19 protein-coding genes are annotated in these 25,206 nt (G+C 63.4%); 3 read left to right on the forward strand and 16 right to left on the reverse strand.

Going from position 1 to position 25,206, the window contains the following annotated elements:
* Window positions 1-17 precede the first annotated feature (17 nt).
* From F3J43_RS10425 to rpsU, 4 genes are all read right to left on the reverse strand, one after another.
* Entirely contained in the window at window positions 18-3,761 is a 3,744-nt protein-coding gene (locus F3J43_RS10425; RefSeq protein ID WP_166885475.1) for an EAL domain-containing protein, read from the reverse strand.
* 120 nt (window positions 3,762-3,881) lie between these two features.
* Entirely contained in the window at window positions 3,882-5,732 is a 1,851-nt protein-coding gene (rpoD, locus tag F3J43_RS10430; RefSeq protein WP_166885477.1) for an RNA polymerase sigma factor RpoD, read from the reverse strand.
* Window positions 5,733-5,799: 67 nt separating this feature from the next.
* A complete protein-coding gene (gene dnaG, locus F3J43_RS10435; protein ID WP_166885479.1) occupies window positions 5,800-7,791 on the reverse strand; it encodes a DNA primase in 1,992 nt (663 codons plus the stop codon).
* A gap of 272 nt (window positions 7,792-8,063) precedes the next feature.
* Entirely contained in the window at window positions 8,064-8,279 is a 216-nt protein-coding gene (gene rpsU / locus F3J43_RS10440) for a 30S ribosomal protein S21 (protein ID WP_003255575.1), read from the reverse strand.
* A gap of 205 nt (window positions 8,280-8,484) precedes the next feature.
* On the opposite strand from rpsU, the gene tsaD reads away from it, so the two are divergent.
* Complete coding sequence (gene tsaD / locus F3J43_RS10445; protein ID WP_166885481.1) at window positions 8,485-9,510, forward strand: tRNA (adenosine(37)-N6)-threonylcarbamoyltransferase complex transferase subunit TsaD; 1,026 nt, start codon at window positions 8,485-8,487, stop codon at window positions 9,508-9,510.
* 19 nt (window positions 9,511-9,529) lie between these two features.
* On the opposite strand, the gene plsY is transcribed toward tsaD, so the two are convergent.
* Complete coding sequence (gene plsY, locus F3J43_RS10450) at window positions 9,530-10,099, reverse strand: glycerol-3-phosphate 1-O-acyltransferase PlsY (protein WP_166885482.1); 570 nt, start codon at window positions 10,097-10,099, stop codon at window positions 9,530-9,532.
* 83 nt (window positions 10,100-10,182) lie between these two features.
* Here plsY and folB point away from each other — a divergent pair, with 83 nt between their 5' ends.
* The gene (folB, locus tag F3J43_RS10455; protein ID WP_502706608.1) at window positions 10,183-10,530 is read left to right on the forward strand and encodes a dihydroneopterin aldolase; all 348 of its coding nucleotides are present in this window, start codon (window positions 10,183-10,185) and stop codon (window positions 10,528-10,530) included.
* A complete protein-coding gene (gene folK, locus F3J43_RS10460; RefSeq protein WP_166885487.1) occupies window positions 10,521-11,030 on the forward strand; it encodes a 2-amino-4-hydroxy-6-hydroxymethyldihydropteridine diphosphokinase in 510 nt (169 codons plus the stop codon). The genes folB and folK overlap by 10 nt, the downstream gene beginning before the upstream one ends.
* A 57-nt stretch (window positions 11,031-11,087) precedes the next feature.
* On the opposite strand, the gene F3J43_RS10465 is transcribed toward folK, so the two are convergent.
* The 11 genes from F3J43_RS10465 to F3J43_RS10515 form a co-directional block, all read right to left on the reverse strand.
* Entirely contained in the window at window positions 11,088-12,308 is a 1,221-nt protein-coding gene (locus tag F3J43_RS10465; protein ID WP_166885489.1) for a multifunctional CCA addition/repair protein, read from the reverse strand.
* Between the two features lie 58 nt (window positions 12,309-12,366).
* The gene (locus F3J43_RS10470; protein WP_166885491.1) at window positions 12,367-13,935 is read right to left on the reverse strand and encodes a SpoVR family protein; all 1,569 of its coding nucleotides are present in this window, start codon (window positions 13,933-13,935) and stop codon (window positions 12,367-12,369) included.
* A complete protein-coding gene (locus tag F3J43_RS10475; protein ID WP_166885493.1) occupies window positions 13,932-15,203 on the reverse strand; it encodes a YeaH/YhbH family protein in 1,272 nt (423 codons plus the stop codon). The genes F3J43_RS10470 and F3J43_RS10475 overlap by 4 nt, the downstream gene beginning before the upstream one ends.
* A 126-nt stretch (window positions 15,204-15,329) precedes the next feature.
* Entirely contained in the window at window positions 15,330-17,252 is a 1,923-nt protein-coding gene (locus F3J43_RS10480) for a PrkA family serine protein kinase (RefSeq protein WP_166885495.1), read from the reverse strand.
* A gap of 283 nt (window positions 17,253-17,535) precedes the next feature.
* On the reverse strand, window positions 17,536-17,865 hold the full coding sequence (glpE, locus tag F3J43_RS10485) for a thiosulfate sulfurtransferase GlpE (protein ID WP_166885497.1): 330 nt from the start codon (window positions 17,863-17,865) through the stop codon (window positions 17,536-17,538).
* Window positions 17,862-18,740, reverse strand: coding sequence for a symmetrical bis(5'-nucleosyl)-tetraphosphatase (locus F3J43_RS10490; protein ID WP_166885499.1), 879 nt, complete (start codon window positions 18,738-18,740; stop codon window positions 17,862-17,864). The genes glpE and F3J43_RS10490 overlap by 4 nt, the downstream gene beginning before the upstream one ends.
* A gap of 1 nt (window position 18,741) precedes the next feature.
* Window positions 18,742-19,122: a Co2+/Mg2+ efflux facilitator ApaG/CorD gene (gene apaG, locus F3J43_RS10495; protein WP_166885501.1), complete on the reverse strand. Its 381-nt coding sequence runs from the start codon at window positions 19,120-19,122 to the stop codon at window positions 18,742-18,744.
* Between the two features lie 170 nt (window positions 19,123-19,292).
* Window positions 19,293-20,093 carry a 16S rRNA (adenine(1518)-N(6)/adenine(1519)-N(6))-dimethyltransferase RsmA gene (gene rsmA, locus F3J43_RS10500; protein ID WP_166885503.1) on the reverse strand — a complete coding sequence of 267 codons (801 nt, stop codon included), beginning with the start codon at window positions 20,091-20,093 and terminating at the stop codon, window positions 19,293-19,295.
* Window positions 20,090-21,079 carry a 4-hydroxythreonine-4-phosphate dehydrogenase PdxA gene (gene pdxA / locus F3J43_RS10505; protein WP_166885505.1) on the reverse strand — a complete coding sequence of 330 codons (990 nt, stop codon included), beginning with the start codon at window positions 21,077-21,079 and terminating at the stop codon, window positions 20,090-20,092. Before pdxA ends, rsmA begins: the two co-directional genes overlap by 4 nt.
* Window positions 21,076-22,395, reverse strand: coding sequence for a peptidylprolyl isomerase SurA (surA, locus tag F3J43_RS10510; RefSeq protein ID WP_166885507.1), 1,320 nt, complete (start codon window positions 22,393-22,395; stop codon window positions 21,076-21,078). Before surA ends, pdxA begins: the two co-directional genes overlap by 4 nt.
* On the reverse strand, window positions 22,376-25,183 hold the full coding sequence (locus tag F3J43_RS10515) for an LPS-assembly protein LptD (RefSeq protein WP_166885509.1): 2,808 nt from the start codon (window positions 25,181-25,183) through the stop codon (window positions 22,376-22,378). Before F3J43_RS10515 ends, surA begins: the two co-directional genes overlap by 20 nt.
* Between the last annotated feature and the right edge of the window lie 23 nt (window positions 25,184-25,206).

A 25,206-nucleotide genomic window follows, 5' to 3' on the forward strand; every position in this document is an offset into this window, starting at 1 on the left:
TCAGCAGGTGCGCCGGATTATAACGAGGGTTTCGATACCGTGCCATCCGAAAGATCCGATAGTGCTATGCGAAGGAAGGTGGCGGCGAACTCCTGCGGCGGCAACGGCAGGCTGACGATGTAGCCCTGGATCTGCTCGCAACCTTCGGCGGCGAGGAAGTGCTGCTGGGCCTGGTTCTCCACGCCCTCGGCGATGATCGTCAGTTGCATGCTGCGGCCCAGGGCGATGATCGCGCGGGCGATGGCTGCGTCGTGGGGGTCGTCCGGCAGGCCGCGAATGAACGACTGGTCGATCTTGAGGATGTCCAGCGGCAGGCGCTTGAGGTAGCTGAGCGAAGAGTAGCCAGTGCCGAAGTCGTCGATGGCCAGTTGCACGCCGAGCTGCTTGAGCTGGTAGAGGATCGCCAGTGCTTCCTCGGTCTGGCTCATGATGAAGTTCTCGGTGATCTCCAGTTGCAGGTCACCGGCCTTGAGCTGATAGGTCTTGAGCAGTTGCTCGATGCGCCGGGCCAGGTTGGGTTGGCGCAACTGGGCGCCGGCCAGGTTGACCGACAGCGGGCCGAAGGCCTGGTAGGTCTTCTTCCAGGTGTGCATCTGCCGGCAGGCCTGCTCCAGCACCCAGTCGCCGAGCTGGAGGATGCTGCCGTTCTCCTCGGCCAGGTGGATGAACTGCTCGGGCGGCACCTCGCCGAAGGTCGGGTGGGTCCAGCGGATCAGCGCCTCGGCACCGACCAGGTTCTGGGTCTTGAGGCTGAACTTAGGCTGGTAGCACAGACTCAGCTCGTTGCGCTCGATGGCGCGGCGCAGTTCGTGCTCGAGGGCGATACGTTCGGTCGCCTGGGCGGTGAGGTCGCGGGTATAGGTCTCCACGCGGTTGCGGCCTTTGGCCTTGGAACGGTACATCGCCGCATCGGCGTTGCGGATCAGGGTGGCGACGTCGCTGCCGTCCTGTGGATAAAGACTGATGCCGATGCTGGCACTGGTGAAGAACTCGTGCTCGCCAGCCTGGAACGGGGCATGGAAGCAGGCCAGCAGCTTGTTGGCAATGGCGCTGGCATCGCTGGGCTTGTGCAGGCCGGGCAGAAGGATGATGAACTCGTCGCCGCCCAGGCGGGCCACGGTGTCGACGTCGCGCACCTGTTCCTTGAGGCGTTGGGCGATGCCCTTGAGCAGCAGGTCGCCGACGGGATGGCCGAGGCTGTCGTTGATGTGCTTGAAGCGGTCGAGGTCAAGGAACAGCACGGCGCCCTGGCGGTTGGATACCTGTGAGCAGGTGAGGGCGCCTTGCAGGCGGCTTTCGAACAGGACGCGGTTGGGCAGGCCGGTCAGCGGGTCGTGGTGGGCCTGGTAGTCGAGCTTGGCCTGGGCGTGCTTGAGGCTGGAAATGTCGGCGAACACCGCGACGAAGTGGGTGATGTCGTGCTCGCTGTTGCGCACGGCGCTGATGGTCAGCCAGCCGGGGTAGAGCTCGCCATTCTTGCGCTTGTTGTAGATCTCGCCCTGCCAGTGGCCTTCGGCGGTGAGCTGGTGCCACATCGCGGCGTAGAAGGCGCTGTCATGCTGGCCGGAGGCGAGCAGGCGCGGGGTCTGGCCGAGGGCTTCGATTTCGTTGTAGCCGGTGATTTCACTGAAGGCACGGTTGACCGCGCTGATGCGCTGTTCGGTGTCGGTGATCAGCACGCCTTCGGCGGTGTTCTCGAACACCGTGGCGGCCAGTTGCAGTTTTTCCTGCATCAACTGGCGCTCGGTGATGTCGCGGGCGATGGTCAGCATGCAGTCGACACCGCCGATCGGCAGGGGCCGGGCGGACAGTTCGCAGAGGCGGATCTGTCCGTCGCTGCGGCGAATATGGCCACTGAAATCGCGGACGAAACCGTCACGCTGGAGCAGCTCCACCAGACGCTGGCGCTCCTTGAGATCGACCCAGATACCCAGGTCAAGGGAGCTTTGCTCGCTGCCCGGGGGAATGTCGTAGCCGGTCAGGCGGCAGAAGCCTTCGTTGACTTCCAGCAGCAGGCCGTCGTCCAGGCGCGACAGCAGCAGGCCATCGGGCGAGGCGTGGAACGCCTTGGCGAACTTCTCCTCGGAGGTCTGCAACTGCTGCTGGGTCTCCTTGAGCTGGTTGATGTCGCGCACGGCGACCACGAAGGCCTTGGTGCCGTCGAGGTCGAAGGTTTCGGCCGAAGTCAGGCCGGTGAACAGTTGGCCGTTGCTGCGCCGGAAGGTCATCTCCATGTTGCGGATACCGCCCTGGTGCAGGCGTTCGAGCAGAATCGGGCCGGCCCCGGTGGCGCCCCACAGCTCGAGCTCGGTGGCGGTGCGGCCGATCACCTGGGCGGGGCTCAGGCCGATCTGCTCCTCGAAGGCTTCGTTGACCTCCAGCAGGCAGCCATCGCTGTGGCGGGCGATGACCAGGATGTCCGGGCACTGCTGGAACACCGAGGCGAACTTCTGCTCCGACAGGCGCAGGGCATCTTCGGTGTGCTTGGTCTCGCTGATATCGATCATCAGGCCGCGCATCAGCGGCTTGTGGCCATGCTCGATCATGCTGACGATGTTGCGCACCCACAGGGCATGGCCGTCGGCGCGGATCACCCGGTAATCGAGGCTGTGGTCGCGCCCGGCGGCGGTTTCGCTGTCGCAGTAGGCCTGGGCCCAGAGCGCGTCGTCCGGGTGCAGGATGCTGCGCCAGAACCCAGGCTTGAGCCATTCGCCCAGCGGGTAGCCGAGCAGGTCCTCGGCATGGGGCGAAACGTAGCTGTAGGTGAAGTCGTTGGCATCGGCTTCCCAGGCGATCGCCGACAGGCTCTCGACCAGGCCGCGGTAGTGGTATTCGCTGCTGCGCAGTTCCTGTTCCAGGGCGATGCGTCGGGAAATTTCCGAGCTCAGCCGGCGGTTGATGCGGATCACCACGGCGAGGATGGCCACCAGCAGCAGGACCGCCGGCAGGCCGTAGAGCAGGGTGTCGTGCCAGAAGGTGCGCTGGTCGATGACGTTGCCGACCCAACGCTGCTGGATATGGCTGACTTCACTGCTGCTCATGTCGGCCATGACCTTGTCGAGAATGCCGACCAGGATCTTCTGGTCGCGTGGCACGGCCATGGCCAGTTGGTAGCGGTAGGGCGTCTCGCCGCTGACGTACAGGCCGTCGAGCTTGAGCTGGCGCAGGCTCCAGATGCTCGAGGCGAGGTCGCCGACCACGGCGTCCACTTCGTCGGTGGCCAGGGCCTGCAGGGTCGAGCTGACGTTGGGCATGGCCACCAGATTGAGGTCGGGGTGGTGGCTGCGCAGCAGTTCATGGGGCGCGTAGTTCTCCACCACGGCGATCTTCAGGCCGTAGAGGTCGTTGAGATTGCGCGGCTGCGCGCCGCCCGAGTGGGCGAGGATGACGATGGGGAAGTCCAGGTAGGGGCGGGTGAAGGCCAGGTAGCCCTGGCGCTCGGGGGTGGACATGATACCGGGCAGCAGGTCGATGTGACCGGCGCGGGCCTGCTCCAGCACTTCGGTCCAGCTGCTTGGCTCGACCGGCTTGAGGGTGATGCCCAGGCGCTCCTGGATGAAGGCGATGTAGTCGGCGGCCAATCCCTGGTAGCGGCCTTCCTCGTCGCGGAACTCGAAGGGCGGCCATGAAGCGTCGACGCCCAGGCGCAGCTGCGGGTGGGCAGTGAGCCAGGCTTGTTCCTCGTCGGTCAGGGTCAGCGCGCCGGCGGTTGTGTTCCAGACCAGCAGGAACAGCAACAGAAGGGCCGGCATCAAGGGCATGGCGGGCTCTCGATCAGGGGGTCTGAATCGAGTGTAGACGGGCATCCCGTCTGCGGCGCGGCGCAGGCCATGACCTTCTGTCACATAAGAAAAACCCCGGCCTGGGCCGGGGTTGGTCTTTTACTCGTCGAGGAACGAACGCAGGTGCTCGCTTCGCGTCGGGTGGCGCAGCTTGCGCAGCGCCTTGGCTTCGATCTGACGGATCCGCTCACGGGTCACGTCGAACTGCTTGCCGACCTCCTCGAGGGTGTGATCGGTGTTCATGTCGATGCCGAAACGCATGCGCAGCACCTTGGCTTCACGTGCGGTCAGGCCCGAGAGCACGTCACGGGTCGCTTCCTTGAGGCTTTCGACCGTGGCCACGTCGATCGGGGACTGCATGGTGGAGTCCTCGATGAAGTCGCCCAGGTGGGAGTCCTCATCGTCACCGATCGGGGTTTCCATGGAGATCGGTTCCTTGGCGATCTTCAGGACCTTGCGGATCTTGTCCTCAGGCATCTCCATGCGCTCGCCGAGCTCTTCCGGGGTCGGTTCGCGGCCCATTTCCTGCAGCATCTGCCGGGAAATACGGTTGAGCTTGTTGATCGTCTCGATCATGTGCACCGGAATACGGATGGTGCGTGCCTGGTCGGCGATCGAGCGGGTGATCGCCTGGCGGATCCACCAGGTGGCGTAGGTCGAGAACTTGTAGCCACGACGGTATTCGAACTTGTCCACCGCCTTCATCAGACCGATGTTGCCTTCCTGGATCAGGTCGAGGAACTGCAGGCCACGGTTGGTGTACTTCTTGGCGATGGAAATCACCAGACGCAGGTTCGCCTCGACCATTTCCTTCTTGGCGCGGCGGGCCTTGGCCTCGCCGATGGACATGCGACGGTTGATATCCTTGATTTCGACGACAGTCAGGCCGGTCTCGGTCTCGAGGTCGATCAGTTTCTGCTGGCAGGCGACGATCGCGGCGTCTTTCTCACCCAGGGCGGCAGCCCATTTGGTGTTGCGCTTGGCCAGGTCGCCGGACCAGGTCTGGTCGGTCTCGTTGCTCGGGAACAGACGCAGGAAGTCGGCACGCGGCATGCGCGCATCACGTACGCACAGTTGCATGATGGCGCGTTCCTGCTGGCGCAGGCGATCCAGGGCACCGCGTACACGCTCGACCAGGGCGTCGAACTGCTTCGGCACCAGCTTGATCGGCATGAACAGGTCGGCCAGGGCTTGCATGGCGCCGATGCTGTCTTTGTGGCTGCGACCGTGCTTCTTCAGCACCTTGAGGGTGTCGACCAGCTGATCCTTGACTGCACCGAAACGCTGCGCGGCAACGACCGGGTCCGGACCGCTCTCGGTCTCTTCCTCGTCATCGCCGTCGGCGTTTTCTTCTTCGTCGTCGTCGCTCTCTTCCTTCGCGGCAGCGGCCTTGGTACCAGGGATCGGTACTTCTTCGGTCGGTGCAGCGATGTTGTCGTCAGGGTCGATGTAACCGCTGAGGACGTCGGACAGGCGACCACCTTCGCTGGTGACGCGATCGTATTCGCCGAGGATATAGTCGACGGTGCCCGGGAAGTGGGCGATGGCGCCCATGACTTCACGGATGCCTTCCTCGATGCGCTTGGCGATTTCGATCTCGCCTTCGCGGGTCAGCAGCTCGACGGTACCCATTTCGCGCATGTACATGCGCACCGGGTCGGTCGTGCGGCCGATATCGGTCTCTACTGCTGCCAACGCTGCGGCGGCTTCTTCGGCTGCGGCTTCGTCGGTGTCGGCTTCCGCCAACAGCAGGGCATCCGCATCCGGAGCACTCTCGAATACGTTGATCCCCATGTCGTTGATCATGCGGATGATGTCTTCCACCTGTTCCGGATCTGAAATATCCTCAGGCAGGTGGTCGTTGACCTCCGCGTAAGTCAGGTAGCCCTGCTCACGACCGCGGGTGATCAACTCTTTGATACGAGATTGCTGTTGCGCTTTTCCGGACATAACACCCTATCCACTGAAGGTCTTGGCGGGCAAAAAACAAGCCGAGGATTATACCCGAGCATGGACCTCACGCGCCAGATGAGGTCGGGTTTTGTGCGGGAACATTCCGGCTCAGCAGGGTGAGCAGCTGGGATTTTTCCTCTGTGCTCAATTCGCTTTGACGGGCTTTCCTGAGCAGATGTTCCAGGCTGCGCTCGCGTTGGCGAGCGGACAGACTAGTTATAGTGTCGAAAAACTGTTGTTCAAGGTTGTCGGCATCGATCAGCCATTCCTTCTCCGCCAGGGCCCGCAGCAGGCGACCCTGCTCGGTGCCGTGCCAGCGTGCGATCAGCTGCATTGAGCTTAGCCCAGGATTCTTCTGCGCGGCTTCGATCAGGGCGACCAGCAACTGGTTGTACAGGTGCTCTTCGTCGGCAAAGTGGCTGGCGTCCTCGACCTTGCCCGCCAGCAGCGGGTGGTGCAGCAGGGTGCGCAGGGCCGACAGCGTCGGTGGCTCCACCGGCGCCGGCACCCGGGGTGGCGCCTCGCCGCGCTGGCCGTCGCGCTGCCAGGGCTTGCCGCCTTTCTTGTCCCAGGGCTTGCCGTCCCACTGTTTCTTGCCGCCACCCTTGTTCGGTGTCCAGGGGCGTTGCTCCTGCTGCGCGGGGGCGTAGTCGGGCATGTAGTGACTGTCGCCAGGGTCCGGCGTGTAGCTGGCCATGGCGTCGTAGTCGTAGCCGGGATCGTAGTCCGGCACGCTGCTCGGAGCTGGTGCGCTCTGGGCAAGCTGCTCCATCTGCTGCGGGTCGAGCCCGGTGATTTCCTTCAGGCGATTGCGCATCAGCTGGCGCAGGTTGGCGCCCGGCACCTGCTCGATTAGTGGCGCGGCCAGGGTGACCATGTGCGCCTTGCCTTCCAGCGAGCGCGGATCGGCTTCGTTGCTCAACTGCTCGAAGAAATAGTCGGCCAGCGGTTGGGCGTGCTGGTTGATACGGGCCTGGAAGGCATCGGTGCCTTCGGCGCGGACCAGGCTGTCCGGGTCCTCGCCCTCGGGCAGGAACAGGAAGCGCGCGCGGCGACCGTCCTGCAGGCTCGACAGGGTCGACTCCAGGGCGCGCCAGGCCGCCTTGCGACCGGCCTGGTCGCCGTCGAAGCAGAACAGCACGCTGGGCACCACGCGGAACAGGCGCTTGAGGTGCTCTTCGCTGGTGGCCGTGCCGAGGGTCGCCACGGCGTTGCGCAGGCCTTGCTGGGCCAGGGCGATCACGTCCATGTAGCCCTCGACCACGATCACTTCATCGAGGTTGCGGTTGTGCTTGCGCGCCTCGTACAGGCCGTACAGCTCCTGGCCCTTGTGGAACACCGGGGTTTCCGGGGAGTTCAGGTACTTGGGCTTGTCGTCGCCCAGTACCCGGCCGCCAAAGGCGATGACCCGGCCGCGACTGTCGCGGATGGGGAACATCACTCGGTCGCGGAAGCGGTCGTAGCGCTTGCCGCTCTCGGCGTTCTCGATCAGCAGGCCGGCATCGATCATCACCTTCTGTTGCAGCGTGTCGGCGCCCAGGTGTTTGAGCAGGTTGTCCCAGCCCGGCGGGGCGAAGCCCAGGCCGAAGTCGCGGGCGATCTCGCCAGACAGGCCGCGGCCCTTGAGGTATTCCACCGCCGCCTTGCGGGTAGGGTGGTTGCGCAGGGCCTGGCGGTAGAACTCCGCCGCCGCCTCGAGCAGCGGATACAGCGGTGAGTCGGTCGGCTGGCGTGGCTTCTGGCCGCGGCGCCCCTCTTCCCGTGGCACTTCCATGCCGGCCGCGCGAGCCAGTTCCTCGACCGCCTGGGGGAAGTCCAGATTGTCGTGGTCCATGATGAAGCCGAGCGCGTTGCCGCCGGCACCGCAACCGAAGCAGTAGTAGAACTGCTTGTCCGGGCTGACGGTAAAGGAGGGGGACTTCTCCTTGTGGAACGGACAGCAGGCGGAAAGATTCTTGCCAGTCTTCTTCAGCTGGACGCGCGAACTCACCACATCGACGATGTCGGTGCGGTTGAGAAGGTCATCAATGAAGCTCTGGGGAATCAGCCCGGCCATGGCAGCCTCGTCATCTGGCAACTGGCAAGTCTAAACGCTTGTGCGCGGGATATGGGGTGTCGCAGGAGAGGTGTGTGCTCGTCACCAGCCCGTGAGGGCTCGTCAGAAAGGACGTGCACGCCTGGTCAATGACCAGTTCTGACGCGTTGAGGCAGGTTGCCCGTGGCTTTTGCCGGGGCACCCATGGCGCATGGCCAAGGGTTTGAAGCGACCGCTGCCATCAACCCGGCACGAGGCCGGGCGGGGCAGAAGCTTTGCGTAGAACGTCTGAATTAGTACAGACGAACGGCGCGGCGCTGTTCGCGCTGAACCTTCTTGGCGTGACGCTTTACAGCGGCAGCGGCTTTGCGCTTGCGCTCGGCAGTCGGCTTCTCGTAAAACTCGCGGCTACGAACTTCAGCCAGTACACCGGCTTTTTCGCAGGAGCGCTTGAAACGACGCAGAGCTACGTCGAAGGGTTCGTTCTCTTTAACTTTGACGGCTGGCATCCAGGGCTACCTTAATTCATTACCGGGGTAGACGTGCTCCTGGCAAAACATAAGGTGTGCTGGAGAACGTCGGTTTTCAAGGGTTGCGGATGTTAACCCTTAGCTGGCCGGAATGCAAAGCCTCTGATCGAAAACCGCTGGTCGGCACAGGACACGGGGACTATCATGCGCGCCTTCGAATTCAGCCTCGACAAGGCACGGACCCATGCTAGTACTGGGATTGGAAACATCCTGCGACGAAACTGGCGTCGCATTATACGACAGTGAACGCGGCCTGCTGGCCGACGCGCTGTTCAGCCAGATCGACCTGCACCGCGTCTATGGTGGCGTGGTGCCCGAGCTCGCCTCGCGCGACCACGTCAAGCGCATGCTGCCGCTGATCCGCCAGGTGTTGCAGGAGGCCGACTGCGTCGCCACCGAGATCGACGCCATCGCCTACACCGCGGGTCCTGGCCTGGTCGGCGCGTTGCTGGTGGGCGCCTCGTGCGCCCAGGCCCTGGCCTTTGCCTGGGATATTCCGGCGATCGGCGTGCACCATATGGAAGGCCATCTGCTGGCGCCGATGCTCGAGGAGCAACCACCGGAATTTCCGTTCGTCGCTTTGTTGGTGTCCGGCGGTCATACCCAGCTGGTCCGGGTCGACGGTATCGGCCAGTACGAGTTGCTGGGCGAGAGCCTCGACGATGCGGCCGGCGAAGCCTTCGACAAGACCGCCAAGCTGATCGGCCTCAACTACCCGGGTGGCCCTGAAATCGCCCGCCTGGCCGAGCAGGGCACCCCTGGGCGCTTCGTGTTCCCGCGGCCGATGTGCGACCGGCCGGGTCTGCAGTTCAGCTTCAGTGGCCTCAAGACGTTCGCCCTGAACACCTGGCAGCAGTGCCGCGATGCCGGGGACGACAACGAGCAAACCCGTTGCGACGTGTCCCTGGCCTTCCAGCAGGCGGTGGTGGAGACTCTGACCATCAAGTGCAAGCGTGCCCTCAAGCAGACCGGGCTCAAGCGCCTGGTCATCGCCGGCGGTGTGAGCGCCAACAAAGCGTTGCGCGCGTCGCTGGAGGACATGCTCGCCAGCATCAAGGGCAATGTCTATTACGCCCGCCCGCGCTTCTGCACCGACAACGGCGCGATGATCGCCTATGCCGGTTGCCAGCGCTTGCTCGCCGGCCAGCAGCAGGACTTGGCGATCAGCGTGCAGGCGCGCTGGCCGATGGAGCAGCTGCCGGCAGTATGAGGCCGGGGCGGCGGCTGCCTCAGAAGTGGCGCTCGCGCCCGGCGAACAAGTCACGCAGGTTGTTGCGATGGCGCCATACGATCAACACCGTCAATACCGTCATCGGCAGCAACGCTGCCGGTTCGCGCCAAGCCAGCAGCGGCAGGGTCAGGGGCGTGGCGATCAGAGCCGCCAGCGAGCTGGTGCGGGTGAGGTAGAAGGTCAGCAGCCAGGCGCCGATGGCCAGCAGGGCGGCCGGGAAGTACAGGGCCATGAGCATGCCGGCTGCGGTTGCAACACCCTTGCCGCCCTGGAAACGAAAGTACACCGGGAACAGGTGCCCGAGTACCGCGCAGACGCCGACCCAGGCCTGCTCCTGCAGGTCGAGCCCGGCAAGGCGGGCCAGCAGCACGGGCACGACGCCCTTGCACAAGTCGCCGAGCAGGGTGAGGATCGCCAGCTTGCGTCCTGCCAGGCGCAGCATGTTGGTCGCGCCGGCGTTGCCCGAGCCGCTGGAGCGCGGATCGGGGCTGCCACTGAGGCGGCTCAGGACGATGGCGAAGGACAGGGAGCCGAGCAGGTAGGCAAGCAGCACCAGTGACCAAAACATGCTAACTATTCCGGGCGAGGACGCCCTGATTCTAACGGCGCCCGTCGCCCTTGTCGTGCTGTGGAGAGAAGTGCTTGGACAGAGTGTTCATCGAAGGCCTGGAAGTCGATACCGTGATCGGCGCCTATGACTGGGAGCGGGATATTCGCCAGTGCCTGCGCCTGGACCTGAGTTTCGCCTGGGACAACCGTCCGGCCGCGGCCGATGACGACCTGGCCCTGGCGCTGGACTACGCCAGTGTCTCGGCACGGGTCCAGGCCTTTGCCGAGCAGGCCCGCTTCGAGCTGGTGGAGACCTTCGCCGAGCGCTTGGTGGCAGTGCTGATGGCGGAGTTCGGCATTCCCTGGGTACGCCTGAAACTCACCAAGCCCGGCGCTGTGCCGGCGGCCCGTGGTGGTGTTGGCGTGGAGATCGAGCGCGGATGTCTCTGAGCACGGTTTACCTGGGTCTGGGCAGCAATATCGAGCGTGAGCGGCACCTGTGCGCCGGGCTCGATGCGCTCGCTGGCATCCTGGGCGACATGCACTGCTCGGCGGTGTTCGAAAGCCAGGCGGTGGGCATCAAGAGCGGGCCGTTTTTCAACCTGGTGGTGCGTGGCACGACCGACCTGCCGTTGCTGGAGCTCGATCGCCGGCTCAAGTTCATCGAGGCCGACAATGGCCGTTACGCGCCCGATCGCAAGGGGCTGCCGCTGGATATCGACGTGCTGATGTTCGATGACCTGTGCGGCACGTTCAATGGCCTGGTGCTGCCGCGTGCGGAGATCCTGAAGAATGCCTTCGTGCTCTGGCCGTTGTCGCTGCTGGCGCCGGCACTGGTGCACCCGGGCGTTGGCAGGTCGATGGCGCAGTTGTGGCAGGAGGCGAGCATCGACCAGGTGCTGGCACCTGTGCCGTTCGAGTGGCGAGGGACGCAGCTGACTCAGGTGTGATCCTGGGGCTTCGCCAGCAAGGTTGGTGCGCGCCCCTTGCTGGCGAGAGGTCAGGCATCAGCCAGCCTTGTAGGCTTTCAGTGCCCTGAGTCTTTCCCCTTTCAGCGCTTCTCCCAGCGCTTGCCCTGTCAGTCCCTTCTCGACCAGTGGTTTCACATCCACCGCCCTGGCCGCCGCTGCCGCGCCGCGCAGGTACTGTGCCTGTGGATAATCCCGGTTTTCCAGGCCCAGCCGGCCTCGCGCGTCCATTTCGCAGGCGGCGATGAAGTCCTCGAAGCGTTGCGGGCGTCGATAGACGTCGAACTTCTGCAGCAGCTCCAGCAGCGTCAAAGGTCGCAGTTCCAGGGCGCGGTGGCAGTGGGTGTGGTATTCGCCGACCAGCAACGCCAGCTCCTGGCATTCGCGTGGGGCCTTGAAGCGCTGGTTCACCGCCTTGATCAGTTTCAGGCCGCGGACCTCATGGGCGATATGCCGTGGCCATTCCTCCTCGGGCGTGGTGCCCTTGCCCAGGTCGTGCAGCAGGCAGGCCCAGCGTACCGCCAGCGGTTGCTGGTGCAGGGCGGACTGCGCCAGCACCGACAGGGTATGGATACCGCTGTCGATCTCGGGATGATGCGCGGCGGGCTGGGGTACGCCGAACAAGGCGTCCAGTTCGGGCATCAGGACCTTGAGAGCGCCGCAGGCGCGCAGCACTTCGATGAAGACCTGAGGTTGCGCCTCCATCAGTGCACGCTCGATTTCTTTCCAGCTGCGTTCGGCGGTCAGTGCCTGCAGCTCACCCGAGTCGGTGATCTGGCGCATCAGGGCCAGCGTTTCGTCGGCCACGCGGAATCCCAGGGGGGCATAGCGGGCTGCGAAGCGGGCGACACGCAGTACGCGCAAGGGATCTTCGGCGAATGCCGGGGAAACATGGCGCAAGATGCGTTGTTCAAGGTCGGATTTGCCGTGATACGGATCGTACAGGTTGCCGTGTTCATCCTCGGCCATGGCATTGATGGTCAGGTCGCGGCGTATCAGGTCTTCCTCGAGCGTGACATCGGGGCTTGCATGGAATGTGAAACCGCCATAACCGCGTCCGCTCTTGCGCTCGGTGCGCGCCAGGGCGTACTCCTCGCTGGTTCTGGGGTGAAGGAAAACCGGAAAATCGGCGCCCACGGGGCGAAAACCCTGGGCCTGCATCTGTTCGACGGTGGCGCCGACCACCAGCCAGTCGACATCGCTGACCGGGCGGCCGAGCAGGCGGTCGCGCACGGCGCCGCCAACTTTGTAGATCTGCATGTGGAATCTCCATTACTGGCGACAGGATACCCTGTCGCCAGTAATGGAGGTGGCCTTGCTAGAGGTGATGGATCACGGCCAGGTCCATGCGCCCGTACTCGCCGGCGTCCCCGTGTTCGCTGCGTGGCGGCATGTGATGGGTTTTCATGACTTGCTCGCCCTGCACGGTTTCCAGGTGGATGTCGAAGCCCCACAGGCGATGCAGGTGCTTGAGTACCTCTTCGGTGGAGTCGCCCAGCGGCTTGCGGTTGTGTTGCTGGTGACGCAGGGTCAGGGAACGGTCGCCGCGACGATCGATGCTCCAGATCTGCACGTTGGGCTCGCGATTGCCCAGGTTGTACTGCGCGGCCAGTTGCTCGCGGATGGTGCGGTAGCCGTCCTCGTCGTGGATCGCTGGCACCAGCAGGTCGTCGCGCTGGTCGTCGTCGAGGATGCTGAACAGCTTGAGGTCACGCATCACCTTGGGTGACAGGTACTGCAGGATGAAGCTCTCGTCCTTGAAGCTGCTCATGGCGAACTTGATGGTAGAAAGCCAGTCACTGCCAGCAATGTCGGGGAACCAGCGGCGATCTTCTTCGGTTGGATGCTCGCAGATACGCCGGATGTCGGTGTACATGGCAAAGCCCAGGGCATAGGGATTGATGCCGCTGTAGTAGGGGCTGTCGAAGCCCGGCTGGAACACCACGCTGGTATGGGACTGGAGGAACTCCAGCATGAAGCCCTCGGTGATCAGGCCTTCGTCGTACAGGTCGTTCATCAGGGTGTAGTGCCAGAATGTCGCCCAGCCTTCGTTCATCACCTGGGTCTGGCGTTGTGGGTAGAAGTACTGGGCGATCTTGCGCACGATGCGCACCACCTCGCGCTGCCAGGGTTCGAGCAGCGGGGCGTGCTTTTCGATGAAGTAGAGGATGTTCTCCTGCGGTTCGGCGGGGAAGCGCGCGTCATCCTTCTCATTGCCCTTTTCCGTGCCTTTGGGGATGGTGCGCCAGAGGTCGTTGATCTGCCGTTGCAGGTGTTCCTCGCGTTCCTTCTGGCGGCGTCGCTCTTCTTCGGCGGAGATCGGGTAGGGGCGTTTGTAGCGGTCCACGCCATAGTTCATCAGGGCATGGCAGGAGTCGATCAGGTCCTCGACGGCGTCGATGCCGTGGCGCTCCTCGCACTGGGCGATGTACTGCTTGGCGAACACCAGGTAGTCGATGATCGAACTGGCGTCGGTCCAGGTGCGGAACAGGTAGTTGCCCTTGAAGAAACTGTTGTGGCCATAGCAGGCATGGGCGATCACCAGTGCCTGCATGCACATGGTGTTCTCTTCCATCAGGTAGGCGATGCAGGGATCGGAGTTGATCACGATCTCGTAGGCGAGGCCCATCTGGCCGCGACTGTAGGATTTCTCGGTGCTGAGGAACTGCTTGCCATAGGACCAGTGGTGATAGCCCAGTGGCATGCCCACCGAGGCATAGGCGTCCATCATCTGCTCGGCGGTGATCACTTCGATCTGGTTGGGATAGGTATCCAGGGCGTAACGCGCGGCCAGGCGGCTGATCTCGCGGTCGTAGGTCTGGATCAGCTCGAAGGTCCATTCCGAGCCGGTGGAGATGGGCTGGCGTCGCTGTTCTCTGGCGCTCATGTGGCTAACCTGCGCTGGAAGAGTTCACGGAAGACCGGGTAGATATCACCGGCCGAAACCAACTGCTGCTGGGCGAAGGTGTCGGGGTAGGCTTCGCCGATGCGTTCGTACTCGTACCACAGGGCCTGGTGTTCGCGCGGGGTGATCTCGACATAAGTGTAGTACTGCACGTGCGGCATGATCTGGTTGGCCAGGATGTCGCGGCAGATCGGCGAGTCATCGTTCCAGTTGTCGCCGTCCGAGGCCTGGGCAGCGTAGATGTTCCAGTCACTGGCCGGATAGCGTTCGGCCATGACTTCCTGCATCAGCTTTAGCGCGCTGGAGACGATGGTGCCGCCGGTCTCGCGCGAGTAGAAGAACTCTTCCTCGTCGACTTCGCGGGCGCTGGTGTGGTGGCGGATGAACACCACCTCGATGCGGTCGTAGTTCCGCTTGAGGAACAGGTACAGGAGGATGAAGAAGCGCTTGGCGATGTCCTTGGTGGCCTGGGTCATCGAGCCGGAAACGTCCATCAGGCAGAACATCACCGCCTTGGAGCTGGGGTTGGGCTGCTTGATCAGCAGGTTGTACTTGAGGTCGAAGGTGTCGAGGAAGGGCAGGCGGTTGATGCGCGCCTTGAGCCGCTCGATCTCGGCTTCGGTTTCCTGGATATCGGTGAAGTTGTCCGGCTCCTCGACCTTGAGCCGGTCGAGTTCCTTCTGCGCTTCGCGCAACAGGGCGCGGCTGCTGCCGGTCAGGGCAATGCGCCGGGCATGGGCCGAGCGCAGGGTGCGCACGATATTGATGCGCGACGGGTTGCCCTCGTTGGCGATGCCGGCACGCACGGTCTTGAAGGTGTCGGCGCCGGTCAGGTGGCGTTTGACCAGGTTGGGCAGTTCGAGGTCCTCGAACATGAACTCGAGGAATTCCTCCTGGGTGATCTGGAAGACGAAATCATCCATGCCTTCGCCGGAGTTGCCGGCCTTTCCGCGACCGCTGCCGCCCCCTCCTCCCTGCGGGCGAGCGATATGCTCGCCGGCAGTGAACTCCTTGTTGCCGGGATGCACGGTGGTCTGCTTGCCGCCGCGGCCATGGTGCAGCACCGGCTCGTCGATGTCGCGGCCGGGTATGCTGATCTGCTCGCCATGCTCCATGTCCATGATGGAGCGGCGGCTGACGGCCTCTTCGACCGCCTTCTTGATGTGCTCACGGTACCGGCGCAGGAAGCGCTGACGGTTGACCGTGCTCTTGTTCTTGCCGTTCAGGCGTCGGTCGATGACGTAGCTCATGGGCCCTCCGGTAGCTGGATACAGCTGCAAAGCGTCAAGCTACGAGCTGCAAGCAAAAGCTGTTGCCGCCGCCACGGCTGGACTGGCGCACCAGAGTGCGCCGCCCGTGCCCGTGACTTGCCGCTTTTACTGCGATTTCCTGACCCGCAGGTACCATTCCGACAGCAGGCGCACCTGTTTGTCGGTGTAGCCTCGCTCCACCATCCGGGTGACGAAGTCGTTGTGCTTCTGTTGATCCTCCTTGCTGGCCTTGGCGTTGAAGCTGATGACCGGCAGCAGGTCCTCGGTGTTGGAGAACATCTTCTTCTCGATGACCACCCGCAGCTTCTCGTAGCTGAGCCAGCTGGGGTTCTTGCCATTGTTGTTGGCGCGGGCGCGCAGCACGAAGTTGACGATCTCGTTGCGGAAATCCTTCGGATTGCTGATGCCGGCCGGCTTCTCGATCTTCTCCAGCTCTTCGTTGAGGGCGATGCGGTTGAGGATCTCGCCGGTTTCCGGGTCGCGGTATTCCTGGTCCTGGATCCAGAAGTCGGCGTACAGCACGTAGCGGTCGAAGATGTTCTGGCCGTACTCGCTGTAGGACTCCAGGTAAGCAGTCTGGATCTCCTTGCCGATGAACTCGATGTAGCGTGGCGCCAGGTATTCCTTCAGGTAGCGCAGGTAACGCTCGCGCACCTCGGCAGGGAACTGCTCCTGCTCGATCTGCTGCTCCAGCACGTACAGCAGGTGCACGGGGTTGGCCGCGACCTCGTGGGGATCGAAGTTGAACACCTTGGAGAGGATCTTGAAGGCGAAGCGGGTCGACAGGCCGTTCATGCCCTCGTCGACGCCAGCGGCATCGCGGTATTCCTGGATCGACTTGGCCTTCGGATCGGTGTCCTTGAGGTTTTCGCCGTCGTAGACGCGCATCTTCGAATAGATGTTCGAGTTCTCCGGCTCTTTCAGGCGCGAGAGCACGGTGAACTGGGCCAGCATCTTCAGGGTGTCGGGTGCGCAGTGGGCGTTGGCCAGCGAACTGTTGATCAGCAGCTTGTCGTAGATCTTGATCTCGTCGCTGACGCGCAGGCAGTAGGGCACCTTGACGATGTAGATCCGGTCGATGAACGCCTCGTTGTTCTTGTTGTTACGGAAGGTGTGCCATTCCGATTCGTTGGAGTGGGCCAGCAAGATCCCGGAGTAGGGGATCGCGCCGAGGCCTTCGGTACTGTTGTAGTTGCCTTCCTGGGTGGCGGTGAGCAACGGGTGCAGGACCTTGATCGGCGCCTTGAACATCTCGACGAATTCCATCAGGCCCTGGTTGGCCCGGCACAGTGCGCCCGAATAGCTGTAGGCGTCGGCGTCGTTCTGCGGGAATTCCTCGAGCTTGCGGATATCCACCTTGCCGACCAGGGCCGAGATGTCCTGGTTGTTCTCGTCGCCTGGTTCGGTCTTGGCGATGGCGATCTGGTTGAGGATCGAGGGGTAGAGCTTGACCACCTTGAACTTGCTGATGTCGCCGCCGAACTCCTGCAGGCGCTTGGTGGCCCAGGGCGACATGATGGTGTTCAGGTAGCGGCGGGAGATGCCGTATTCCTCTTCGAGGATTGCGCCGTCTTCGGCGGCATTGAACAGCCCCAGCGGCGACTCGAAGACTGGCGAGCCCTTGATGGCGTAGAACGGCACCTTTTCCATCAGTTGCTTGAGCTTTTCGGCCAGCGACGACTTGCCGCCACCTACCGGGCCCAGCAGGTAGAGGATCTGTTTCTTCTCCTCCAGGCCCTGAGCGGCATGCCGGAAGTACGAAACGATCTGGTCGATGCACTCTTCCATCCCATGGAAGTCGGCAAAGGCCGGGTAGCGGCGAATCACCTTGTTGGAGAAGATCCGCGACATCCTGGAGTTGGTGGAGGTATCGACCAGTTCCGGCTCCCCAATGGCCATCAGCAAACGTTCGGCCGCAGATGCATAGGCGCTGCGATCCTGTTTGCACAGCTCGAGGTATTCCTGCAGCGAAAGTTCTTCCTGGCGGGTGGACTCGAAACGTTGTTGGAAGTGGCTAAAAATGCTCATGACGTCACCTCGCTCGATACGTGGAGACGACGCCGGATCAGTCAGCTGATGCTGGCATGCAACCGGGTTCGCCGATTGCTGTATACCCCCCAGAACACCCTGTAACGCTACCGATGACCCGCACGCCGGTGTACCGGCTCTCCCCTTTTTCTGGATGGCCTGGGCTTAAGAATAGTTGGTTCTGGGCAAGGTCAAGGGCGGGGAGCGGGGAACGCGCTTGCGACCGTTCGTCAGGTCGGGCGCAAGCCCGCACGGAGTGCGGGCTGCAGGAAAAATGAAAAAATTATTCAGCGCTGCCCTGGGCGGTTTCCGCCGGGTAAGTGTTGCGCCACAGCTCGAAGCCACCATCAATGCTGTAGACGTTGGAGAAGCCCTGGCCGACCAGGTAGGCGGCAGCGCTCTGGCTGGAATTGCCGTGGTAGCAGACCACCAGTGTAGGCGCGTCGAGGTCGGCGTTGCGGATGAAGTCGGCCACCGAGTGGTTGTCCAGATGAGTGGCGCCGGCGATGTGACCGGCCGCGAAGGCTTGCGGGTCGCGAATATCGACGACGACCGCACCTTCGGCACGCAGGGCCTGGGCCTGCTCGGGGGAGATGCGCTTGAATTCGCTCATGGGGTGGTTCCTTCAGGGTTGAACGTTGGAGCGGCGGCTGCGGGTGGGCGAGGGGAGCCCTCGCGGGTGCAGTCGCAGCGGTGGTATTCGCCACTGTCGACGTTGTACAGGGTCATGGCGCCGCCCCAGACGCAGCCAGTGTCCAGGGCGATCACGCCGGGCACATCGACACGGCCTTCGAGCGCGGCCCAGTGGCCGAAGATGATCTTCACGTGGCGCGAGCGGCGCTCGGCATGGTCGAACCAGGGCTTGTAGCCTTTCGGCGCGGTGTCCAGGCCTTCCTTGCTCTTGAGGTCGAGCTTGCCGGCGGCGGTACAGAAGCGCATGCGGGTGAAGTAGTTGGTGATCACGCGCAGGCGCTCGGTGCCTGCGAGGTTCTTGCTCCACTTGTTCGGTTCGTTGCCGTACATGCCGTCCAGGTAGAGTTGCAGGCGGTTGTCGTCACGCAGTACTTCCTCGACCTCGGCCGCCAGCTCCAGGGCGCGGCCCAGGGTCCACTGCGGCGGGATGCCGGCATGTACCATGGCGATGCCGCGGGGCTCGTCGTAATGCAGCAGTTTCTGCCGGCGCAGCCAGTCGAGCAGTTGGTCGGCATCCGGTGCCTCGATGATTTCGCGCAGGGTGTCGCTCTTTTTCAGGCGTTCGACGTTGTGCCAGGCCGCCAGCAGGTGGAGGTCGTGGTTGCCGAGTACGCAAACCAGCGAATCGCGGATCGAATAAAGGTAGCGCAGGGTTTCCAGCGACTCGGGGCCGCGGTTGACCAGGTCGCCGACCAGCCACAGGCGGTCGACGGCGGGGTCGAAGCGCACGCGTTCGAGCAGGCACTTGAGCGGTTGCAGGCAGCCTTGCAGGTCGCCGACGGCGTAGGTGGCCATATCAGTGCAGGGCTCCGGGTACGGCCAGGCGGAACGGGGCAATCTCGGCGTCGAAGCGTTTGCCGTCCTCGGCGAACATCTGATAACTGCCCTGCATGGTGCCGACGCGGGTGCTGATCACCGCGCCACTGCTGTAGGTGTGGCTCTGGCCGGGTTCGATCAGCGGCTGCTGGCCGATCACCCCGGCACCGCGCACCTCCTCGACTTCGCCATCGCCATTGGTGATCAGCCAGTGGCGGGACATCAGCTTGGCTTTGACCGTGCCGTTGTTCTGCACGGTGATGGTATAGGCGAAGGCGAAACGACTGCTTTCGGGGTCGGACTGTTCTTTGAGGTAGCGGGTCACGACGCTGACGTCGATCTGGTAGCGGGGGTCGGACATGCAAGGGCCTTGGGCGAGCTGACGCAATAACGCAGTCTAGGCCATTGGTGGGGGGGAGGGCCAGCGGTGTGGGGCAGGGGGTGGTGCTGGGCTGTTCGCGGGCCAAGCCCGCTCCCACAGAGACGCCACTTTCCAGTGTGTCTGGGGCCGTGGGAGCGGGTTTGCCTCGATCAGCCCTGCTGTTCGGCCAGCTTGTCGGCCAGGCGCACGAAGGCGGCCAGGTCCAGCTGTTCGGGGCGCAGGCTGCCGTCGACGCCGGCGGCTTCGATGGCCTGGCTGTCGAGCAAGCCCTTGAGGGTGTTGCGCAGGGTCTTGCGGCGCTGGTTGAAGGCTTCGCGTACCACGCGCTCGAGCAGCTGTGGATCCTTGGCTGGGTGCGGCAGGACTTCGTGGGGTACCAGGCGTACGATCGCCGAGTCCACCTTCGGTGGCGGGTTGAAGGCGCCCGGGCCTACGTTGAACAGGTGTTCCACGCGGCAGTGGTACTGCACCATGATCGACAGGCGGCCCCAGTCGCCGCCACCCGGGCCTGCGGCCATGCGCTCGACCACTTCCTTCTGCAGCATGAAGTGCATGTCGCGAATCAGGCCGGCGTGATCCAGCAGGTGGAAGATCAGCGGGGTGGAAATGTTGTAGGGCAGGTTGCCGACCACCTTGAGGCTGCGTGGCGGCACGCCCAGCTGGTTGAAGTCGAACTTCAGCGCATCGCCCTGGTGCAGGCGGAAATTGCCGCGCCCGGCGAACTTGTGTTGCAGGATCGGCACCAGGTCCTTGTCCAGCTCCACCACGTCCAGTTGCGCGCCGCTGCCCAGCAGGCCCTCGGTGAGGGCGCCCTGGCCAGGGCCGATTTCCAGCAGGTGTTCGCCGGCCTTGGCGTTGATCGCACGCAGGATGCGGTCGATGATTCCGGCGTCGTGCAGGAAGTTCTGGCCGAAGCGCTTGCGCGCCCGGTGTTGGTATTGCTCGGTCATGGTCGGTTCTCGGCCATCTGGTAGGCGGTTTCCAGGGCGACGCGCAGGCTGCCGGTATCGATCTTGCCGGTGCCGGCCAGGTCCAGGGCAGTGCCATGGTCGACCGACGTGCGGATGATCGGCAGGCCCAGCGTCACGTTGACCGCGGCGCCGAAGCCCTTGTACTTGAGTACGGGCAGGCCTTGGTCGTGGTACATCGCCAGCACCGCGTCGCAGTGCTCCAGATATTTGGGGGTAAACAGGGTATCGGCTGGCAGCGGACCGCGAAGGTCCATGCCTTCGGCGCGCAGGCGCTCCAGGGCGGGCTCGATGATGTCGATTTCTTCGCGGCCCAGATGGCCGCCTTCACCGGCGTGCGGATTGAGGCCGCATACCAGGATTCGTGGGTTGTCGATGCCGAACTTGGCGCGCATGTCCGCATGCAGGATGCGGGTGACGCGCTCCAGGCGCTCGCCTGTGATGGCATCGGCGATTTCGCGCAGGGGCAGGTGAGTGGTCACCAGGGCCACGCGCAGGCCTCGGGTCGCCAGCATCATGACCACTTGCGCGGTCTGTGTCAGGTCGGCGAGGAATTCGGTGTGCCCGGAAAAGGCGATGCCGCTTTCGTTGATCACGCCCTTGTGCACCGGTGCGGTGATCATGCCGGCGAAGTCACCGGCAAGGCAGCCCTGTCCGGCGCGAGTAAGGGTTTCCAGGACGAACGCGGCGTTGGCCTTGTCCAGTTGGCCGGCCACCACCCGTTGGGCCAGAGGCGTATCCCAGACGTACAAGCTGCCAGCGGCAGCGGGTTGCTCGGGGAAGTTGCCGGGGGTGACGGGCAGCAGATTGACGGCCAGCCCCAGCTGCGTGGCCCGCTCGGCGAGCAGGTCACGGCTGGTGATGGCGATCAGGGGATGGGGCTGGGCCTCGGCGGCGAGCAGCAGGCACAGGTCGGGGCCTATGCCTGCCGGTTCGCCAGGCGTGACGGCGAAGCGCAGTGGCTTCACTTGGCCGCCTGGTCGGCGCCAGGCAGTTTGATCTCGACGTAGGCTTCGTCGCGGATCTGGCGCAGCCAGGTCTGCAGCTCTTCGTCGTACTTGCGGTTGCGCAGCACGTTCATGGCCTGCTGCTCGCGGGCCTTGTCAGTGCTGTCGGTAGCACGGCGGCCCAGCACTTCGAGCACGTGCCAGCCGTATTGGGTACGGAATGGACGGGTCACTTCGCCTTGCTGGGCGGTGGCCATCTGCTCGCGGAATTCCGGTACCAGGCTGTTCGGGTCGACCCAGTCGAGATCGCCGCCGTGCAGTGCCGAGCCTGGGTCTTCCGAGAAGCTCTTCGCCAGTTCGCCGAAGTCCTCGCCGCTCTTGATGCGGTCGTACAGGCGATCAGCCAGTTGCTCGGTCGCGGCTTCGCTGCGGATTTCGCTCGGTTTGATCAGGATATGGCGCACGTGGACTTCGTCACGCAGCACGCTTTCGCCGCCACCACGCTTCTCCTCGAGCTTGAGGATCAGGAAGCCGTTGGGGATGCGGATCGGCTGGGTGATGTCGCCGATGGCCATGCTGCTGAGCATCTTGGCGAAGTCCGGTGGCAGCTGGCCTGCCTTGCGCCAGCCCATTTCGCCGCCTTCCAGGGCGTTTTCGCTGGCGGAGCGGGCGATGGCCATCTGGCCGAAGTCCGCACCCTGGCGAAGCTGCTGGTACACCTGGCCGGCCTGTTGGGCGGCGGCCTGGATGGTGGTGGAGTTGGCGCTTTCCGGCGTCGGAATGAGGATGTTGGCCAGGCGGAACTCTTCGGAGAGCTGCATCTTGCCCAGGTCCGAGTTGAGGAAGTTCTTCACTTCCTGCTCCGACACCTGGATACGCTCGGCGACGCGACGCTGGCGCACGCGGCTGATGATCATCTCGCGCTTGATCTGGTCGCGGGCATCGTTGTACGACAGGCCGTCATGGGCCAGTGCCGCGCGGAACTGCTCCAGCGACATGCCGTTGCGCTGGGCGATGGTGCCCACGGCCTGGTTCAGTTCCTCGTCGGTGATGCGAATGCCGGAACGTTCGCCGATCTGCAGTTGCAGGTTCTCGACGATCAGGCGCTCCAGCACCTGCTGTTCCAGGGCGCCGACCGGTGGCACGCCACCACCGCGCTTGGCGATGGTCTGCTGGACCTCGCGCACACGCTGGTCGAGCTGGCTCTGCATGACCACGTCGTTGTCGACGATGGCCACTACACGGTCGATGGGCTGGACAGCGGCATGCACCGCGCCACTCAGCAATACGGCGCCCAGCATCAGCGGGCGCAGACGATCAATAAGCTTGCTCTTCACGTGTACGGTAACCTTGAATGCCTTTGTCCAGGAACGACTCGACCTTGTTGCCGACAACGCCGCCGAGGCCTTTGAGCACGACCTGCAGGAAGATGCCGTGGTCGCCTTTCTCGTTTTGCGGGGTTGCCTGGCTGAAGTCGTCGTAGTCCATCCAGTAACGGTTGATCAGACGCAGCTTCCAGCAGCAGTTGTCATACTCGAAACCACCCATTGCCTCGAGGGTACGGTTGCGGTTGTAGTCATGCTGCCAGCGGGCGATGACGTTCCATTGCGGCACGAGCGGCCAGATGACCGAGAAGTCGTGCTGCTGGATCTTGTAGTAATCCTTGATGTAGTTCGGGTCGCCCGGCGTGCCGTAGTCACCACCGCCCACTTTCCAGGTACCGGTCAACTGGTCGTAGGTGATCAGGTCGTTGCGGTAGCGATAACCGAGGTTGACGATCTTGTTCGGGTTGTCTTCAGGCTGGTAGTGGAACATCGCGCTGCCCGAGCGGGTGCTGCGGCTGTCCGGATCCCAGTTGAAGTCCGAATTGAAGCGCCAGTCGCGGTTGAAGGCGTACTCGTATTCCAGGGCGTACGGCGAGACGTTTGCCTGAGTGTCCTTGCGGGTGCGGTAGTCGATACCTGGCAGCTGGACCTTGCGGTCCTTGAAGTAGTACGCCTGGCCGATGCTGAAGCGCTGGCGCTGGAAGCCGTTGTCTTCGATCCAGCGGTTGGTCACGCCGAGCGACAGTTTGTTCTCGTCACCGATACGATCGGAACCGCTGAAGCGATTGTCGCGGAACAGCGACGCATAGTCGAAGGTGCTCTCGGCAGTGTCGAACAGCGGAATGTCCCTCTGGTCCTTGTAAGGCACATAGAGATAGAACAAACGCGGTTCGAGAGTCTGGCGGTAGTTGGTGCCGAACAACTGGGTATTACGGTCGAAATACAGGCCGCTGTCGACGCTGAAGATTGGTATGTCGCGGTTCAGATTGCTCTTGTAGTCGCCATAGAGGTCAACCCGTCCAGGATTGGCGGCGAGATCCTGCTTGCCCCTGCTGTCCAGATCAAGATCGTAGTGCGTGTAGACGTACTTCAGTTTCGGTGTGATGAAGCCATAGCTGGCTTCCATCGGCAGGCTGATCGCTGGGGCGACATTCAGGCGCGTACCGTTGGCCCGAGCGACGCCAAAGATGTTCTCGTCAAGGCGACGGCCTGGGGCTCCGGCGCTGATGTCCGGATTACCGTCCTTGTCCCTGACGAAGTCGTGTTTCAGGTCACGATCGAAACGGACAGCTTCGGTATCGTAGGTCAGGTCGACCCCGCCTGGATGGAACGGCAGCTTACCGTTGAAGGTGATCTGCGGCAGCCGGTCGTACGGGGTGATCTGCGAAATGGTTGTCAGTTCATAAGCCTGCAGGTTCAGGCGCGCGGTGTAGTTGTCACCGCGATAGGTCAATGCACCCTGCTGGTTGAGGAAGTCTTGGCGCTCGACACCGATCTGCCCAGTTTCCAGGTCCTGGAAGTAGAACGGATCACTGATCTTGGTGTAATCGACGTCAGTCGACAGGCGCTCGTCCAGGCCGCCCTTGTGCTGCCAGTTGACCATCCAGCGTTCTTTCTTGTAGTCCGTCTGCAGCTTGCGGTCGTTGTCCTCGTCGCTGAGGTACGCGCCGCCGAACTGGCCTTCGCTGGACTTGGTGAGGTAGCGGAACTCGCCTTCCATCATCATGCCGCGCTTGGCCATGTAGCGCGGATACAAGGTGGCGTCGTAGTTCGGCGCCAGGTTGAAGTAGTACGGCGTCAGCAGCATGAAGCCGGTATCGCTGCTGGTGCTGAACGACGGCGGCAGGAAGCCAGACTGGCGGCGGTCGTCGATCGGGAAGTAGATGTACGGGGTGTAGAACACCGGCAGGTCCTTGACCCGCAGGGTGACGTTGGTCGCGGTGCCGAAGCCGGTGGCCGGGTTCAGGGTGATGTTGTTGCCCTTGAGCTGCCACGCGTTGCTGCCCGGCTCACAGGTGGTATAGGTACCGTCCTTGAGGCGGATGATGGCGTTTTCCGCACGCTTGGCGTACAGCGCGTTGCCGCGGATGTGCGACTTGTGCATCACGTATTCGGCGTTGTCGACCCGGGCTTCGCCAGTGTCGAGCTGGATCTGCGCTTCGTCGCCGACCACCAGGGTGCCGTTGTCGCGGATCTTGACGTTGCCCTTGAGCTCGCCGCGGTTCTCGGTCTGGTACAGGTTGGCCTCGTCCGCCTCGGCCTGCATGCTGCCCTGGCGCATGACCACGTTACCGGCGAGCGTGGCGATCTGCTGCTCTTGCTGGTACTTGGAGACCTTGGCGTTGATGTAGGTGGGCGACTCGTCCTTGGGCGTGGAGTCGTTCATGCCCGGGCGAGGAGGCTCGATGTAGGCGCCACCGCAGTATGGACCGGTCTCGGCCAGCTGGGCAGGGGTGAGCTTGTCACGGGGAACCCAGTCCAGATGGCTGTAGTCCTCGCTACGCGACTTCAGGCCACGGCCCTTGGCCTCGGTGACCAGCATGGGCTTGTCGGCCTGGGCCTCGGCAACCTCGGACGAGGCTTCGCCGCCGCTGCTTGCCGCCGCGCCCGGGTGAACCGGGCGCGGCGGCAGGTTGGCAGCGGTCTTGGGCTTGCAGTCCCAACCGCCGGCAGCGGACACTTGGCAGTCGAACTGCTCGGCCGCTACCACGTAAGACGTGGCCAATGGTTGCAGGGCCAGCAGACCGCCAGTCACCAGCAATGGAAACTTTCTACGAAACGCGGGGGAATTCAATGCCATCTTATTAGTCCGGGCTTCCTGCG

The organism is Pantoea sp. Cy-639 (assembly GCF_011752525.1).
In the GTDB taxonomy this organism is placed as follows: Bacteria; Pseudomonadota; Gammaproteobacteria; order Pseudomonadales; family Pseudomonadaceae; genus Aquipseudomonas.

What these genes read in the sequence shown, in the direction of transcription:
- F3J43_RS10480 (WP_166885495.1), bottom strand. Translation starts at nt 17,252, where the DNA reads ATGAGCATTTTTAGCCACTTCCAACAACGTTTCGAGTCCACCCGCCAG.
- F3J43_RS10425 (WP_166885475.1), bottom strand. Translation starts at nt 3,761, where the DNA reads ATGCCCTTGATGCCGGCCCTTCTGTTGCTGTTCCTGCTGGTCTGGAAC.
- rpoD (WP_166885477.1), bottom strand. Translation starts at nt 5,732, where the DNA reads ATGTCCGGAAAAGCGCAACAGCAATCTCGTATCAAAGAGTTGATCACC.
- folK (WP_166885487.1), top strand. Translation starts at nt 10,521, where the DNA reads ATGTCTCTGAGCACGGTTTACCTGGGTCTGGGCAGCAATATCGAGCGT.
- tsaD (WP_166885481.1), top strand. Translation starts at nt 8,485, where the DNA reads ATGCTAGTACTGGGATTGGAAACATCCTGCGACGAAACTGGCGTCGCA.
- F3J43_RS10475 (WP_166885493.1), bottom strand. Translation starts at nt 15,203, where the DNA reads ATGAGCTACGTCATCGACCGACGCCTGAACGGCAAGAACAAGAGCACG.
- dnaG (WP_166885479.1), bottom strand. Translation starts at nt 7,791, where the DNA reads ATGGCCGGGCTGATTCCCCAGAGCTTCATTGATGACCTTCTCAACCGC.
- glpE (WP_166885497.1), bottom strand. Translation starts at nt 17,865, where the DNA reads ATGAGCGAATTCAAGCGCATCTCCCCCGAGCAGGCCCAGGCCCTGCGT.
- rsmA (WP_166885503.1), bottom strand. Translation starts at nt 20,093, where the DNA reads ATGACCGAGCAATACCAACACCGGGCGCGCAAGCGCTTCGGCCAGAAC.
- F3J43_RS10490 (WP_166885499.1), bottom strand. Translation starts at nt 18,740, where the DNA reads ATGGCCACCTACGCCGTCGGCGACCTGCAAGGCTGCCTGCAACCGCTC.
- rpsU (WP_003255575.1), bottom strand. Translation starts at nt 8,279, where the DNA reads ATGCCAGCCGTCAAAGTTAAAGAGAACGAACCCTTCGACGTAGCTCTG.
- F3J43_RS10465 (WP_166885489.1), bottom strand. Translation starts at nt 12,308, where the DNA reads ATGCAGATCTACAAAGTTGGCGGCGCCGTGCGCGACCGCCTGCTCGGC.
- apaG (WP_166885501.1), bottom strand. Translation starts at nt 19,122, where the DNA reads ATGTCCGACCCCCGCTACCAGATCGACGTCAGCGTCGTGACCCGCTAC.
- F3J43_RS10515 (WP_166885509.1), bottom strand. Translation starts at nt 25,183, where the DNA reads ATGGCATTGAATTCCCCCGCGTTTCGTAGAAAGTTTCCATTGCTGGTG.
- plsY (WP_166885482.1), bottom strand. Translation starts at nt 10,099, where the DNA reads ATGTTTTGGTCACTGGTGCTGCTTGCCTACCTGCTCGGCTCCCTGTCC.
- F3J43_RS10470 (WP_166885491.1), bottom strand. Translation starts at nt 13,935, where the DNA reads ATGAGCGCCAGAGAACAGCGACGCCAGCCCATCTCCACCGGCTCGGAA.